This window comes from Comamonas sp. CMM02 (assembly GCF_014851485.1).
Taxonomy (GTDB): domain Bacteria; phylum Pseudomonadota; class Gammaproteobacteria; order Burkholderiales; family Burkholderiaceae_C; genus Comamonas; species Comamonas avium.
This window is the reverse complement of record NZ_JACUZW010000002.1, coordinates 715,287-730,160: the sequence shown is the minus strand read 5'-3', so window position 1 is coordinate 730,160 and position 14,874 is coordinate 715,287. Positions and strand designations below refer to the sequence as shown.

The 14,874-nt window shown below is 52.9% G+C and carries 12 protein-coding genes and 2 tRNA genes; 3 read left to right on the top strand and 11 right to left on the bottom strand.

The annotated features are described in order from the left end of the window. Positions 1 to 18: 18 nt before the first annotated feature. The 10 genes from IB213_RS08500 to rpsB form a co-directional block, all read right to left on the bottom strand. A complete protein-coding gene (locus tag IB213_RS08500) occupies positions 19 to 528 on the bottom strand; it encodes an OmpH family outer membrane protein (protein WP_191723709.1) in 510 nt (169 codons plus the stop codon). After that, the gene (gene bamA / locus IB213_RS08495; RefSeq protein WP_192405967.1) at positions 528 to 2,891 is read right to left on the bottom strand and encodes an outer membrane protein assembly factor BamA; all 2,364 of its coding nucleotides are present in this window, start codon (positions 2,889 to 2,891) and stop codon (positions 528 to 530) included. Before bamA ends, IB213_RS08500 begins: the two co-directional genes overlap by 1 nt. 38 nt (positions 2,892 to 2,929) lie before the next feature. Then, complete coding sequence (gene rseP / locus IB213_RS08490; protein WP_192405966.1) at positions 2,930 to 4,291, bottom strand: RIP metalloprotease RseP; 1,362 nt, start codon at positions 4,289 to 4,291, stop codon at positions 2,930 to 2,932. Between the two features lie 33 nt (positions 4,292 to 4,324). Then, on the bottom strand, positions 4,325 to 5,503 hold the full coding sequence (ispC, locus tag IB213_RS08485) for a 1-deoxy-D-xylulose-5-phosphate reductoisomerase (RefSeq protein WP_192405965.1): 1,179 nt from the start codon (positions 5,501 to 5,503) through the stop codon (positions 4,325 to 4,327). Then, entirely contained in the window at positions 5,503 to 6,354 is an 852-nt protein-coding gene (locus IB213_RS08480) for a CDP-archaeol synthase (RefSeq protein ID WP_192405964.1), read from the bottom strand. The genes ispC and IB213_RS08480 overlap by 1 nt, the downstream gene beginning before the upstream one ends. A 13-nt stretch (positions 6,355 to 6,367) precedes the next feature. Then, positions 6,368 to 7,099 carry a polyprenyl diphosphate synthase gene (uppS, locus tag IB213_RS08475; RefSeq protein ID WP_191723704.1) on the bottom strand — a complete coding sequence of 244 codons (732 nt, stop codon included), beginning with the start codon at positions 7,097 to 7,099 and terminating at the stop codon, positions 6,368 to 6,370. 24 nt (positions 7,100 to 7,123) lie between these two features. After that, positions 7,124 to 7,684, bottom strand: coding sequence for a ribosome recycling factor (gene frr, locus IB213_RS08470; protein WP_191723703.1), 561 nt, complete (start codon positions 7,682 to 7,684; stop codon positions 7,124 to 7,126). A 71-nt stretch (positions 7,685 to 7,755) separates the two neighbouring features. Then, a complete protein-coding gene (pyrH, locus tag IB213_RS08465; protein ID WP_191723702.1) occupies positions 7,756 to 8,478 on the bottom strand; it encodes a UMP kinase in 723 nt (240 codons plus the stop codon). Positions 8,479 to 8,545: 67 nt separating this feature from the next. Further along, a complete protein-coding gene (gene tsf, locus IB213_RS08460) occupies positions 8,546 to 9,436 on the bottom strand; it encodes a translation elongation factor Ts (RefSeq protein WP_191723701.1) in 891 nt (296 codons plus the stop codon). Positions 9,437 to 9,540: 104 nt separating this feature from the next. Continuing rightward, positions 9,541 to 10,293 (bottom strand): 30S ribosomal protein S2, encoded by a 753-nt coding sequence (gene rpsB / locus IB213_RS08455; RefSeq protein WP_191723700.1) that lies wholly within the window; start codon positions 10,291 to 10,293, stop codon positions 9,541 to 9,543. Between the two features lie 304 nt (positions 10,294 to 10,597). Between rpsB and IB213_RS08450 the strand changes: the two genes are divergently transcribed. Next, positions 10,598 to 11,845 (top strand): FAD-binding oxidoreductase, encoded by a 1,248-nt coding sequence (locus IB213_RS08450; protein ID WP_192405963.1) that lies wholly within the window; start codon positions 10,598 to 10,600, stop codon positions 11,843 to 11,845. A gap of 332 nt (positions 11,846 to 12,177) precedes the next feature. On the opposite strand, the gene rnr is transcribed toward IB213_RS08450, so the two are convergent. Then, entirely contained in the window at positions 12,178 to 14,487 is a 2,310-nt protein-coding gene (gene rnr / locus IB213_RS08445; protein ID WP_192405962.1) for a ribonuclease R, read from the bottom strand. A 34-nt stretch (positions 14,488 to 14,521) separates the two neighbouring features. Between rnr and IB213_RS08440 the strand changes: the two genes are divergently transcribed. Both IB213_RS08440 and IB213_RS08435 read left to right on the top strand, forming a co-directional pair. After that, positions 14,522 to 14,606: transfer RNA gene (locus IB213_RS08440), tRNA-Leu, on the top strand. A 140-nt stretch (positions 14,607 to 14,746) separates the two neighbouring features. Beyond that, a tRNA-Leu gene (locus IB213_RS08435) sits at positions 14,747 to 14,831 on the top strand. Positions 14,832 to 14,874: the final 43 nt, after the last annotated feature.

Below are 14,874 nucleotides of genomic sequence, written 5' to 3'. Positions count from 1 at the left end.
TTGACGCCCTGAGCTCGCTTACTTAGAAGCGCCGTTCAAAGCCTTGATCACCTTGTCAGTGATGTCATGCTTAGGATTCACATACACAGCTTCCTGCAAGATTACGTCGTACTTTTCGGCTTCCGCAACTTGCTGAACAACTCGGTTTGCTTGCTCCAAGACGCGTGCCAGTTCTTCGTTCTTACGCGCATTCAAGTCTTCTTGAAACTCGCGATTTTTACGCTGAAAGTCGCGATCTTGCTCAACCAGATCGCGTTGCTTGGCAACACGCTGACTCTCAGACAAAGTAGGCGCATTACGCTCAAACGACTCCGAGGCAGCCTTCAACGCTTTACCAACGGCAACCAGGTCACGCTCACGCTTGGAGAACTCCTGCTCCAACTTGCCTTGCGCTGCTTTGGCCGAATTTGCTTCACGGAAAATGCGGTCTGTATTTACAAAACCAGCTTTAAAGTCCTGCGCGTACGCAGTCAATGTCAAGCTAGCCAACAAGGCAGACACTGCCAATGTGCGATACATATTTTTCATCAGAAAGACGTTCCAATTTGAAATTGAAGCTTTTGCAGCTCATCACCATTTTTCTTGCGAATAGGGTTTGCCCATGCAAGACGCAGTGGTCCCAGCGGAGAAATCCAGCTCAAACCAATACCTGCAGACGCACGCAACTCGTTCGCACGAATAGGGTCATTTTCACCATAAATGCCACCCACATCTACAAAAGTAAACCATCTGAGCGTCTTGTCATTACCTGCGCCAGGAAACGGCGCAATCAATTCAAAGTTCATCACAGCTTTTTTAGCCCCCCCCAAATAGGAGTAGCTGCCTTCACTATACGTCTGCTCAATACCATTGACGCCTATGTACTTATTAGCACGAGGCCCCAGGCTACCTTGCTCAAAACCTCGCACAGAGCCCAGACCACCAGCATAAAAGTTCTTAAAGATGGGGTAAGGTTTACCGCCCAAGCCTTTACCCCACCCCAATTCTGCATTCATGGCGAATGTCATTGACTTGGTGATAGGCAAATATTGCTGGAATTGGTAATTGGCTTTTACATATTTCAGATCACCAGCCGCAGACCACTCCGCATTAAACCGCTGATACCGACCGGAGTTAGGTGCCAGCGCACTATCTCTGGAATCACGTCCCCAGCCCATTGTCAATGGTATAGCGGTGTTACTTTTATCAGAATAATCTCTATACTGAATTGGCATATACACGCCATTATCAATAGATGTCTGCTCGAAACCAACACCAAAATAGACTGTATCGATCTCAGTGAATGGAACACCGAAACGAACCGACGCACCCTTAGACACAATCTTGTATAAGTCTTCCGACTTCACAAGACTGTCATCAACATAAACATCGCCAGAATACGGGCGTGATGTTCGATAGTATGCATCAATGGTTCTTGAAATACCATCCTGTGTAAAGTAAGGATCTGTAGTACTTACAACCAATGTGCGATTGTATTTACTGGTATTAACATCTAAACCAAGATAATTACCAGAGCCAAACGCATTTTCCTGCTTAATACCGAAACTCAAAGAAACTTTTTCAGCGCTAGAAAATCCAGCCCCCAAAGTAACTGCACCCGTTGGCTTTTCCTTCACATGGACCACGAGGTCCACTTGATCCGGTGAACCAGGGACTTCCTGAGTATCAACATCCACTTCAGTAAAATACCCCAGTCGGTCTACTCGATCCCGAGATAATTTAATCTTATCTCCGTCATACCAAGACGATTCAAACTGACGGAACTCGCGGCGGATCACCTCATCACGCGTGCGATCATTGCCTGTCAACTGGATGCGACGCACATAGGCGCGACGCGAAGGTTCTGAGCGCAACACGAAAGCAACTCGGTTATTTTCCCGATCAATTTCCGGAACTGCTTCCACTCGTGCAAACGCGAAACCAAACTTGCTGAAGTGATCCGAAAATGCTTTGGTAGTTTCGGTAACTAAATCAGCGTTATATGGCTGTCCTGCACGAATTTTCACCAGGGACTTGAACTCATCTTCACGTTCCAGGTAGTTGCCTTCCAGGTTAACGCCAGAGACAACAAATTTTTCACCTTCGTGGATATTCACAACCAGTGAAATTTTTTGCTTGTCTGGAGAAATCGCAACCTGTGTGGAATCAATCCGGAAATCCAGATAACCACGCTGCAGATAGTACGAGCGCAGTGTTTCAAGATCAGCATTCAGCTTGCTGCGCGCATACCGATCGGACTTGGTGTACCAGCTCAACCAGCCACCAGTATCTTGGTCAAACTGCTTTTTCAACGTTGATTCGCTGAAAGCCTTGTTTCCAACGATACGAATATCATTGATTTTTGCAGCATCTCCCTCTGTGACAGAGAAAGTCAAATTTACACGGTTACGCTCAATAGGAGTTACTGTTGTAACAATCTCAGCGCCGTACAAGCTGCGATTGATATATTGACGTTTGAGTTCTTGCTCTGCGCGGTCTGCTAGCGCTTTATCAAAAGGACGCCCCTCGGCCAGTCCGACATCACGCATCGCTTTTTGCAAAGCTTCTTTGTCGAATTCTTTGGTACCAACAAAATCTACGCCCGCAATGGTGGGTCGCTCTTCAACGACCACAACCAAGACGTTGCCATTGGCTTCCAAGCGCACATCTTTAAATAATCCAAGAGCGAACAAAGCCCGGATCGCAGCCGCGCCCTTGTCGTCGTTGTAGTCATCGCCAACGCGCAACGGCATCGAAGCAAAGATCGTCCCTGCTTCTACGCGCTGCAAACCTTCGACACGAATGTCTTGAACCTTGAATGGCTCCAACGCCCAGGCAGCTTGGGCCGCACAGAGCAAGGCAGCTACAGCAGTCGCAGTGCGAACGCTAAATCGATTTTTTGTGAATTTCATTTGTGATGCAGGCGCAAACATCAAAGTTCGGCAATGACTTAGCCCCAGATGCGGCTGATATCGTTAAATAAAGCAATGGACATCATCACAAGCAAAAGGCCTATGCCCACCCGCTGAAGACGCTCGACCCACACGTCACTCACCGGATGCCCTGTGACACCTTCCCAAAGATAATACATCAGGTGCCCCCCATCCAACACAGGAAGTGGCAACAGATTGAGCACGCCAAGACTAACGCTGATCAGCGCCAAGAACAAGATGTACTGTACCAACCCCATACTGGCTGATTTTCCAGCGTAATCCGCAATTGTTAAGGGACCACTGAGATTGTCCAAAGATGCCTGGCCAGTCACCATCTTCGCCATCATTTGCAGACTCAGCAGCGATACCTCCCAGGTTTTAACAACCCCGGCAGTCAAGCCATCAACAAAATTTTTCTGGACAAGCACCAGCTCCGGCGCACCACCAATCATGGCACCAATGCGTGCTACCGAGCCCTCTGGGGTCTCCAGCAACTCAGGCTGCACCGCAATTTCCAATATTTTTCCTTGACGCTCAACCTGCCACTGCTGAGCCGGCGCACGCTGGTTGTCGTCGACTTGACGAATCATCGCCCTGAGCTGCGCACCATCTTTGACGCTGCGACCATCTACGCGCAGCACCAGATCACCCGCTTGCAATCCGGCTGTCTGCGCAGGCATTCCAAGTGTCAAATCACCAACCACAGCGGGCGTCCATGGCATGGTGATGCCGATCCGATCCAATGCAGCTTGATTGAGCTCAGCACCAGCAAGTAAAGACAGCCTCAGATCACCTTGACCTGTGGATCGAGCATCTTGAGTCAACCAAGAGAGCCTGACATCGTGCCCATCCAACGCAGCTTGTGTAATTTTCCAGCGCAAATCTTCGAAAGACTCTACGGCGGCTGGCTCAGCCCCCGCCACTTGCAGTGACTGCACCCACTCTCCCCCGCGCAACCCGGCCTGCTCAGCAAGCGTACCGACCTTCGGTGCTGAAACAATGGCTTGGGGTTGCGGCATGCCCACCCAATTCACCAGACTATATAAAACAATAGCAAGCAGTAGATTGGCCAAAGGGCCTGCAGCCACGATTGCAGCTCTTTTATGCAATGGCTGGCGATTAAAAGCGCGATGCAACTGCTCTGGTGGCACAGGGGCCTCACGCTCATCCAGCATGCGCACATAACCACCTATAGGAAGTGCAGCTATTACAAACTCAGTGTCTGCATTGCGTCCCCTCCATCTCAGAAGTGGCTTACCAATACCAATCGAAAAACGCAGCACCTTGACACCACAGGCAACTGCCACACGGTAATGCCCGTACTCATGAATAGCGATGAGCAATCCAAGTGCAACGATGAAAGCCACCAAAGTCAGCATGGAATCCTCACTCTCTACTGCAAATAACCTAAATCAAGCAACAAAGCGTTCAAGAACACTGGATGCAACACTGCGCGCTTCATCATTCAGGGCCAGCAGATCTCCCAGCGAGTGCGGGCGGGCGGGTTGTAACTTTTCTAGCGTCGCTAAATTCACCGCGTGAATTCGATCAAAACGCAACTGGTTCCCCAAGAAAGCCGCCACAGCAACCTCATTTGCAGCATTTAACACTGCTGTCGTACCTTCCGGAGCCTGCAATGCCTGCCAAGACAGATGTAAACCGGGAAAGCGATGCGCATCAGCTTCTTCAAATGTCAAACCAGCCAAACTGGTGAAATCCAGTCGTGCAACACCACTTTCAATGCGCTCTGGCCATGCAAGACCGCAGGCAATCGGTACACGCATGTCTGGCGTTCCAAGCTGCGCCAAAATTGAAGCATCTTTGAACTGCACCATCGAGTGAACGATTTGCTGCGGATGAATCACCACCTTGATCTTTTCAGGTGCTACATCAAACAGCCAGCGTGCCTCAATCACCTCCAAGGCCTTGTTCATCATGGTGGCTGAATCCACCGAGATCTTGCGGCCCATGGAAAAATTCGGGTGCTTGCACGCTTGCGCTGGTGTGATTTCAAACAGCGTCGCAGGATCACGCTGGCGAAAAGGCCCGCCTGAAGCCGTCAGCAGCAAACTATCGATGCGAGCTCCCCACGTACTGCGGTCTTCCGGCAAACATTGAAAAATGGCCGAATGCTCACTATCAATAGGCAGTAACGTGCAACCATTGGCATGCACTGTTTGCATGAACAGCGCACCGCCGACCACCAGCGCTTCTTTGTTGGCCAGGAGCAAGCGTTTACCCGCCTGGGCAGCAGCCAGGCACGGCGACAGACCGGACGCTCCGACAATGGCACCCATCACGGCATCCACATCAGGATGGGATGCTATTTGTTCAAGCGCATCTTGCGCCTGCAGCACCTGCGTTTGAAGCCCGTTGTTCTTCAAAAGATCAGCCAAGGCTTGTGCATGGGCGCCACTCGCCATCACCGCAAAACGAGGCTTAAATTCTGCGCACTGCGCCAGCATCGCATCTACCTGGGTCGCTGCACTGAGGGCGAAAATTTCATAGTCCTCAGAGTGCCGGCGCACGACATCCAGGGTATTCGTACCAATCGAGCCTGTTGAGCCCAGAACCGTCAAGCGTTGTTTCATCACTGCACCAAAGAAATCAGCATCATGGCCAAAGGCAAAGTGGGTAATAAAGCATCAATGCGATCCAGCACCCCACCATGGCCCGGTAAAAGTTGGCTGCTATCTTTAACACCGGCACTACGCTTGATCAAAGACTCCACCAAATCACCCACCACACTCATGGCTGCCATAAACAGCGCAGCCACAACCAGCATCCACCAGCCTTGCTGAAAGATACGACTATAAAAACTGGAAACACTGGCTTGCGCAACGCCATCTGCCCACACCCAGACAAAAGCCACGAGCAGAACCCCCAAGGCGCCCCCCCAGGCACCTTCCCAGCTTTTCCCCGGGCTGATGGCTGGCGCCAGCTTTACCTTGGTGAACTTCAGACCCAAGGCCCGGCCAAAAAAGTACGCAAAAATATCGGCAACCCAAACAAGTGCCAACACAGACAGCAAGAAATTTACGCCCATCAGGCGAGCCTGCACGATGGCAAGGCCTGCTGCCCATAACGCCAGAACGCCCACCGTCCAACGGACAAACAAAGGAATTTGCGCCCATCCAGCCACCCCGGCTTTGATCAAACCGACGCTACCCAGCACCCACGCGCCACCGACCACAAGCCATAGCACTGAATGTGATTGATGCACCCACCCAAGCTGCCAAGAGACCACCCCCAGTAGCAACGTGACAACGGCAGTGGCAATCGCCCCCCATTGACCCAAGTGGTTAAGACGCCCCCACTCCCATCCGCCCGCAGTCAGCATGAGCAGAACAAGCAAAGTAAACGGAAAAGTGTTCGAGTAAAACAATGCTGGCAACAAGATGGCCAGCAAAATCAAAGCTGTAATGACACGCTGCTTGAGCATGGGATGCCCCCCTTCAAACAGTCACCTTCTGCGCAGATGACCGTATTACTTGTTCTGACGTTTGACCGAATCTACGCTCGCGCCGCGAAAAATCGCCGATAGCTGCATCCAGCGTCGCAGCGTCAAAATCAGGCCACAGCACAGGGCTGAAATACAACTCCGAGTACGCTGCTTGCCATAGCAAAAAATTACTAATCCGGAACTCACCACCCGTACGAATCAACAAATCCGGATCTGGCACATGCGCCATTCCCATTGCAGCATTCAAACTATGTTCAGTGATCGCCTGGCCTTGCCCGGCAACACGTGCCGCAGCCTGCACGATATCTGCACGTCCGCCGTAGTTAAAGCAGACGTTGAGCACGAGGCGCTCATTGCCAGAAGTGTGCGCTTGAGCCTGTAAAAAGCCATCTTGAACTTTGTCAGACAACCCCATCCGATCGCCAACAAAGTGCAATTGCACCCCTTCTGCATGCAGGCCGGGAACCTCGCGTGCCAAAGCCCCAGCCAACAAACTCATGAGGCCAGAGACTTCATCCTCAGGACGGTTCCAATTCTCAGAAGAGAAAGCAAACACAGTCAGCACCCGCACGCCGCGTTCAATGCACAGCCGCACACAGCGGCGCAAAGATTCTACGCCCTGCTTGTGCCCCGCCAAACGCGGTAAAAACCGTTTTTTGGCCCATCGTCCGTTGCCATCCATGACGATGGCAATATGGCCGGGAATTACAGTGGTTTGGGTCATTGCTCTTCCCCGCACAGACAGCCGTTATACCGCCAAAATTTCTTGCTCTTTCGATGCCACCAAAGCGTCTACGTCTGCGATGTGCTTGTCCGTCAGCTTTTGGATTTCGGCTTCAGAACGCTTTTGGTCGTCTTCCGACGCTTCCTTGTCTTTCACCAAGCGCTTGACCGCCTCATTCGCATCACGACGCAGATTGCGCACAGCAATCTTGGAAGCTTCGCCTTCATTGCGCGCCAGCTTGGTCATTTCCTTGCGGCGTTCTTCGCTCATCGGGGGCATTGGCACACGTATCAGATCACCCAAGGATGCTGGATTCAAACCAAGATCGCTTTCACGAATGGCTTTCTCCACTTTGGCAGCCATGCTCTTTTCCCAAGGCTGAACACTCAGTGTCCGCGCATCCAGCAGCGAAACGTTTGCCACTTGCGACAACGGCACCATGGAGCCGTAGTAGTCCACTTGAATCACATCCAGCAGTTGAGGGCTAGGACGACCTGTGCGAATGCGCGACAGGTTGTTCTTCAACGCATCAATGGACTGGCCCATCTTTGTTTCTGCGTTCTTTTTGATCTCAGCAATCGTCATATCTATTACCTCTGAAAGCAAATGGCCTTCCATTGCTTACACAAGGAAGGCCCAATGTCGCGTTGAATCTATCAAGCGTGTACCAATGTACCCTCGTTTTCACCCATTACCACGCGCAACAGAGCGCCTGGCTTGATGATAGAGAATACGCGGATTGGCAATTTCTGGTCACGGCACAAAGCAAATGCCGTGGCGTCCATGATGCCCAAGTTTCGGCCAATTGCCTCATCAAAGGCCAACTGCTCATAGCGCGTAGCATTGGGATTTTTTGCAGGATCGTCCGTGTAAACGCCATCCACTTTGGTGGCTTTGAGCACCACTTCAGCACCAATTTCAGCGCCGCGCAATGCAGCTGCTGTATCGGTTGTGAAGAAGGGGTTACCAGTACCGGCAGCAAAAACCACCACCTTACCTTCTTCAAGGTACTGCAGTGCTTTAGGGCGAACATAGGGTTCAACCACCTGCTCGATCGCAATGGCCGACATGACACGGGCCGTCAGACCTTGCTTGTCCATGGCATCAGCCAAAGCCAGTGCATTCATCACGGTGGCCAGCATTCCCATGTAGTCAGCCGTCGCCCGATCCATGCCAGCCGAGCCACCAGCGACTCCGCGAAAGATATTGCCCCCGCCAATCACCACCGCAACCTGCACACCAATCTTGGAGACTTCAACAATCTCGGCAACCATGCGCTCGATAGTGGCGCGGTTGATGCCGAACTGATCGTCACCCATCAGTGCCTCACCAGACAACTTAAGCAAGATGCGCTTGTGGGCTGGTTTAACTTGTGTCATGGGTAACTCCGTTGTGGTGTGCAGTTTTTGAAAGAAATCGGTCGAGAGCAAAAAAGCCAGACGCTAATTAAGCGCCTTTAGCGGCAGCCATTTGGGCCGCTACTTCAGCTGCGAAGTCGTCTACCTTCTTCTCAATGCCTTCACCCACAACGTACAGCGTAAAGCTCTTCACGGTGGTGTTTGCAGCCTTGAGCATTTGAGACACGGTTTGCTTGCCGTCAGCGGCCTTCACAAACACTTGGTCAGCCAGAGAAACTTCCTTCAGATACTTCTGAACGGAACCTTCCACCATCTTGGCAACGATCTCAGCAGGCTTGCCAGATTCTGCGGCCTTGGCAGCAGCAACGGTACGCTCTTTTTCGATCAGGTCAGCAGGCACATCAGCGCTGGTCAAAGCAGCTGGCTTCATGGCAGCCACGTGCATAGCCACATCCTTGGCTGCAGCAGCGTCGCCGTCGAATTCGACGATCACGCCAATGCGCGAACCGTGCACGTAGGCGGCCAAATTGCCTTCCAGGCGCTTGAAGCGGCGGAAAGACATGTTTTCACCGATCTTGCCAATCAAACCCTTGCGCACATCTTCCAATGTGGGACCGAAACCGTCCTGCTCATAAGCCAGAGCACCCAAAGCTGCTACGTCAGCAGGATTGTGCTTGGCAACCAGCTCAGCGGCAGCAGCAGCCATGGTCAAGAAGCTGTCGTTCTTGGACACAAAGTCTGTTTCGCTGTTCACTTCAATCAAAGCACCTACGTTGCCGTCGATGAAGGAAGTCACCACACCTTCAGCGGTCACGCGCGAAGCAGCCTTACCAGCCTTGGTACCCAGCTTCACACGCAGCAACTCTTCAGCCTTGGCCATGTCGCCGTCAGCTTCTGTCAGTGCTTTCTTGCATTCCATCATGGGCGCATCGGTCTTAGCGCGCAGTTCAGCCACCATGCTTGCGGTAATTGCAGCCATTTTCTTCTCCGTATTCAGTTCAAATCGTTACAGGATTTCAGCTTAAAAAAAGGGGGCTACCTAGAGCCCCGCTTTTTTATCGCGACAAGTCGCGCAGCTAGAGCTTAGGCAGCGGAGTCTTCCACTTCCACAAACTCGTCAGAGCCTTCACCAGCAGCAACCTTAGCCACGTCATTCAGACGGGCTTCGCGGCCTTCAACAATAGCGTCAGCAATGGCGCGGGCATACAAAGCCACAGCCTTTGCGGAGTCATCGTTACCAGGAATCACGTAGTCAATGCCTTCGGGATTGTGGTTGGTATCCACTACACCGATCAATGGAATGCCCAGCTTCTTGGCTTCGGAAATAGCAATCTTGTGGAAGCCCACGTCGATCACGAAGATAGCATCAGGCAAAGCAGCCATATCCTGGATACCGCCGATGTCTTTTTCCAGCTTTTCCAGTTCACGAGCAAACATCAGCTGCTCTTTCTTGGACATGGATTCCAGACCAGCTTCTTGCTGAACCTTCATATCCTTCAGACGCTTGATGGAAGTCTTCACTGTCTTGAAGTTGGTCAGCATGCCGCCCAACCAGCGCTGATCCACGTAAGGCACGCCAGCGCGCTGGGCTTCAGCAGCAACCAGATCGCGGGCTTGACGCTTTGTACCAACCATCATGATGGAGCCGCCGTTAGAAGCCAGCTGCTTAGCAAACTTCTGCGCGTCCTGCAGCATAGGCAGGGACTTTTCCAGGTTGATGATGTGAATCTTGTTGCGGTGACCGAAGATGAACGGAGCCATCTTGGGGTTCCAGAAACGTGTTTGGTGACCAAAGTGGACACCGGCTTCCAGCATTTCGCGCATAGTAACGGACATAATTTTCTCCAAAGGTTGGGTCTTAAATGCAGCTCGATTTTGTTAACACGTTGGTTAACAGCACCTTGAGAGAGCTGATTTGCGATTTACTTTGCAACTGCACCCAGCACAACGCCGGACAACCAACTGCAAAGCCGAAAGATTTTAGCACAAGACAGGCGCCACTCTCGTGAAGGATTGAAAGCCTTCACACACAAGCTTGCAGCCAGCATCGCCAGCTTGTTGATATTTCTTTGCGAATTGGGTGATTGTCAGCTACGTTTGCGCGTCAAAATCACGACTTCCCGAATAGCGCCTACATGCCATGAATATTGCCATCGTGGGAGCCGGAATTACCGGCATCTCCACGGCCTTGGAATTTGCCCGAGACGGGCACCAAGTTACCGTCTACGAACAAATGAACGCCGCCGCCGAAGATGCCAGTTTTGCGCCTGGCGGCTGGCTGCTGCCTTGCGCCACCCAAAGCCTGGCCACGCCCGGCGCAGGAATGCCATTCAAGCAGCTCAAAAGCGGTGCCGGTCTGACCCAGGCATCCAGCATGATTGGCTCCCCTGTTTGGCGATGGGCGCGCCAGTGGAAGAAACACGAGAAGAACGCCAGCAAACACGGCAACAACGCACTATTGACTTCACTGTCGACCCTGAGTGCGTACAGTGCGAGCTTGCGCTGGCAAGACTGCGAGGACACTGACATCGCAGCAGAGAGAAAGTCCGGCACACTGATCATGCTGCGCACGCCACAAGAAGTGGCATTTTGGAATCAGCAACTGCCACTGCTTGAGGCACAAAATGTGGCGTGCAAAATGCTCCCCCCCCCACAGGCACAGGCACTAGAGCCTGGCCTGGGCCAAGAAATCACATGGCTCAACGCCGTGTATTTTCCGGATGGCGAATCCATCAATCCACGCCTTTGGGCACAATACCTTCGCCTGCAGGCCCAGGAAATGGGCGTGGCAATTCGCACGGGCATTCAGATTCAATCCATCAGCAAACAACCTGTTGGCGTCGAAATAACAGGCACGCTGCAACGCCACGATGTGGTCGTGATTTGTACTGGCACCAACCACCGTTTACTGCAAAACCTGCAACTGAATCTACCCATCATGCCCACCTGGGGCTACAGCGTGACAGCCCCGGTACGCGACGGGCTGCAAGCACCTCGCTCGGCCATCATGGATTGGGCTCAGCAAGCCACGATCAGTCGCGTGGGCCAACGCGTGCGCATTACAGCAGGTCTGGAATTGGGCAGCAGCGCAGAGGCACCCCAGCACACCCATACACTGCAACGCATGTACCGCCTGCTAAACGACTGGTTCCCTGGCGGCGCACAGCTATCGTCTCCCCAAGTGCAGGTCTGGCGCGGCAGCCGTGGCCACCTGCCTGATGGCCTACCCTTGACCGGCCCCAGCGGGCACCACGGCATCTGGCTCAACCTGGCGCATGGCAGCCACGGCGTCAGCCTTGCAGCGGGCTGCGCTCGCGCCATTGCCGACATGGTTGCAGACCGCGCCACGGCCATCGACATGCAAGCCTTTCACCCATTGCGCTTTTAAAAGCACCCACACGTCGGCACCCACAACCCACGCCCACCATCGGCCAGAGGTACGCACGGTTTCATTCACCGCATACATTGAGCGCGCGAATGAACACGATGACCGGGCACTCACGCCCCATACACAAGCAACAGAGCTTTATTACTTGAGCATTACCCCGCCAACTCAAGTCAATACATGATGGGGCAGCGAAACTTGGCATTCGCCGCCCCGCACTGAAGATATAAAAGAAATGAGCTGCTAACGCTTGACAGGCAAAGGTTTCAATATCAAAAGTATTTGAAACCAAGCAAACACAAGCGCTAACAGCTCACTTTATATTTCAATACAGTCTATCGACGCTTTCTCGACGATTTGCTCGCTGATTTGGTGTCGCCATTATTTTTACTGCGCAGCACACCAGAAGATGCGCCTGCGGCATCGGAGCGTGCAGGCGCAGCTTTACCACCAGAGCCACGTCGCGTCTCCTGCGCACGTGCACGGGGAGCAGGCTCAGCATAAGCTGCAGGCTGCGCGTCTGCATCGCGGTGTTCACGACGGGGATCGCGCTGACGCCCGCCCGCACTACGCGCTGGAGGCGCAGCCGACTCGTCTTGCACAATACGGAAGTCAATCCTGCGGCCGTCCAGATCCACACGACTGACTTGCACCTGCAAGCGCGTACCAATGGCGTAGCGAACACCACTGCGTTCACCACGAAGCTCTTGCCGCTGCTCATCAAACTTGAAGTAGTCGCCACCCAGCTCGGTGATGTGCACCAAACCTTCTACATACATGGCATCCAGCGTGACAAAAATACCAAAGCTGGTCACCGCAGTCACCGTGCCAGCAAACTCTTCGCCCAAGTAATCGCGCATGTACTTGCACTTGAGCCAGGCCTCCACGTCGCGACTGGCCTCATCCGCCCGGCGCTCGTTCGCACTGCAATGCAAGCCCGCAGCCTCCCAGCCCTGTATTTCAGCCTGCGCCACACGGCTGCGAGGCTTGATTTGCGGATCAGCCACACGACTGGCCAAACGCTTGGCCATCTTCTCTTGCGCTTCTCCCGGCGCAGGCAGCTTGGGCAGCTTGTATTTAGTTTCTTCCAGAATAGATTTGATGACACGGTGCACCAGCAAATCCGGGTAACGCCGAATAGGGCTGGTGAAGTGCGTGTACGCCTCAAACGCCAAACCAAAGTGCCCGCCGTTATCAGGCGTGTACATGGCTTGCATCATGGTGCGAAGCAGCATAGTGTGAATTTGCTGAGAATCGGGACGATCCTTGGTAGCAGCTGCAATCGCCTGAAACTCTGCCGGGCGCGGCGTATCACTGACCGACAGCGGAATACCCAAGGCTTTCAGGTATCCACGCAACAGCTCCAGCTTTTCGATGGAAGGCTTGTCATGCACCCGAAACAGTGCATTGCGGCCATTTTGCTCAATGAAATCTGCACTGCAAACGTTGGCCGCCAGCATGCACTCTTCAATCAAACGGTGTGCGTCATTGCGCGTGCGAGGAATGATTTTTTCGATGCGGCCATTGTCATCACAAACAATCTGCGTCTCCACCGTATCAAAGTCCACCGCACCACGCGCTTGCCGCGCCTCCAGCAAGGCGCGGAACACACCATGCAAATTCAGCAGATCTGGCACGCGCTCTGCCCGCTGCTGCGCCTCAGGGCCGCGGGTGTTCGACAAGATCGCGGCCACCTCGGTGTACGTAAAACGCGCATGACTGTGCATGACGCCCGGGTAAAACTGGTAGGCATGCACCTCACCTTTGGCCGTGATCAGCATGTCGCAGACCATGCACAAGCGGTCTACATCAGGATTCAAAGAACACAGGCCGTTGGACAGCTTCTCCGGCAGCATGGGAATCACTCGGCGCGGAAAATACACACTGGTTGCACGCTCATAGGCGTCAATATCAATTGCATTGCCGTTTTGCACATAGTGACTGACATCCGCAATCGCCACCAGCAAGCGCCAGCCCTTGCTGCGCCCGACCTTGGCAGGTTCGCAGTACACCGCATCATCAAAGTCACGGGCATCTTCACCATCGATGGTGCACAACGGCACATCACGCAGATCCACACGCCCCTTGCGATCTTTGGCCATCACCTTCTCAGGCAATGCCTTTGCAGCAGCCAGACATTCATCTGAAAAAATATGCGGCACACCGTACTTGCGCACCGCAATTTCAATCTCCATGCCGGGGTCATCCATTTCACCCAGCACTTCAACAATACGCCCGACAGGCTGACCAAACAAGGCCGGCGCCTCCGTCAGCTCCACCACAACCACCTGCCCGGTCTTGGCTTTGCCGATGGCGCTTTGCGGCACCAGCACATCCTGACCGTAACGCTTGTCTTCAGGAGCAACCAGCCACACGCCACTTTCTTGCAGCAAACGGCCAATCAACGTCTTGGTGGGGCGCTCAATAATCTCGACAACATGCCCCTCCGGGCGGCCACGCCTGTCTTGACGCACGATGTGTACGCGCACACGATCCTTGTGCAGCACAGCACGCATTTCATTGGCCGGAAGGAAAATATCGGCACCTGCATCGTCACGAATGACGAAGCCATGCCCATCTCGGTGCCCCTGCACAATTCCTTCAATCTCCTGGAGCGAAGCGCGTGCGTTGGTGCGAGGGTCCATTTTTTTGCTATACAATCTAAATCTTTCCTGAAAAGCCCAGGTGGCGGAATTGGTAGACGCACTAGTTTCAGGTACTAGCGGGTAATTCCGTGGAGGTTCGAGTCCTCTCCTGGGCACCAAGTTTAACGACAACTGCTTGCAGTGTTGGAAAACAAAAAGTTCATAAATTACCAAATGAACGCTTTGTTTGGAAGTAAACTTCTTCTTTCAGTGAAATATGAAATTTATTGTTCACCTTAACAGGTTTCAATAAAAATCAGCCCAGATGGCGGAATTGGTAGACGCACTAGTTTCAGGTACTAGCGAGTAACATCGTGGAGGTTCGAGTCCTCTTCTGGGCACCAAAATTTGCGATGTTTGCTTGTCAAGCAAACATCAACCAAGAGC

Coding starts and splice junctions, on each gene's coding strand:
- pyrH (WP_191723702.1), bottom strand. CDS start 8,478: ATGACACAAGTTAAACCAGCCCACAAGCGCATCTTGCTTAAGTTGTCT.
- rnr (WP_192405962.1), bottom strand. CDS start 14,487: ATGGACCCTCGCACCAACGCACGCGCTTCGCTCCAGGAGATTGAAGGA.
- IB213_RS08480 (WP_192405964.1), bottom strand. CDS start 6,354: ATGCTCAAGCAGCGTGTCATTACAGCTTTGATTTTGCTGGCCATCTTG.
- IB213_RS08500 (WP_191723709.1), bottom strand. CDS start 528: ATGAAAAATATGTATCGCACATTGGCAGTGTCTGCCTTGTTGGCTAGC.
- rseP (WP_192405966.1), bottom strand. CDS start 4,291: ATGCTGACTTTGGTGGCTTTCATCGTTGCACTTGGATTGCTCATCGCT.
- tsf (WP_191723701.1), bottom strand. CDS start 9,436: ATGGCTGCAATTACCGCAAGCATGGTGGCTGAACTGCGCGCTAAGACC.
- bamA (WP_192405967.1), bottom strand. CDS start 2,891: ATGAAATTCACAAAAAATCGATTTAGCGTTCGCACTGCGACTGCTGTA.
- IB213_RS08450 (WP_192405963.1), top strand. CDS start 10,598: ATGAATATTGCCATCGTGGGAGCCGGAATTACCGGCATCTCCACGGCC.
- uppS (WP_191723704.1), bottom strand. CDS start 7,099: ATGACCCAAACCACTGTAATTCCCGGCCATATTGCCATCGTCATGGAT.
- frr (WP_191723703.1), bottom strand. CDS start 7,684: ATGACGATTGCTGAGATCAAAAAGAACGCAGAAACAAAGATGGGCCAG.
- rpsB (WP_191723700.1), bottom strand. CDS start 10,293: ATGTCCGTTACTATGCGCGAAATGCTGGAAGCCGGTGTCCACTTTGGT.
- ispC (WP_192405965.1), bottom strand. CDS start 5,503: ATGAAACAACGCTTGACGGTTCTGGGCTCAACAGGCTCGATTGGTACG.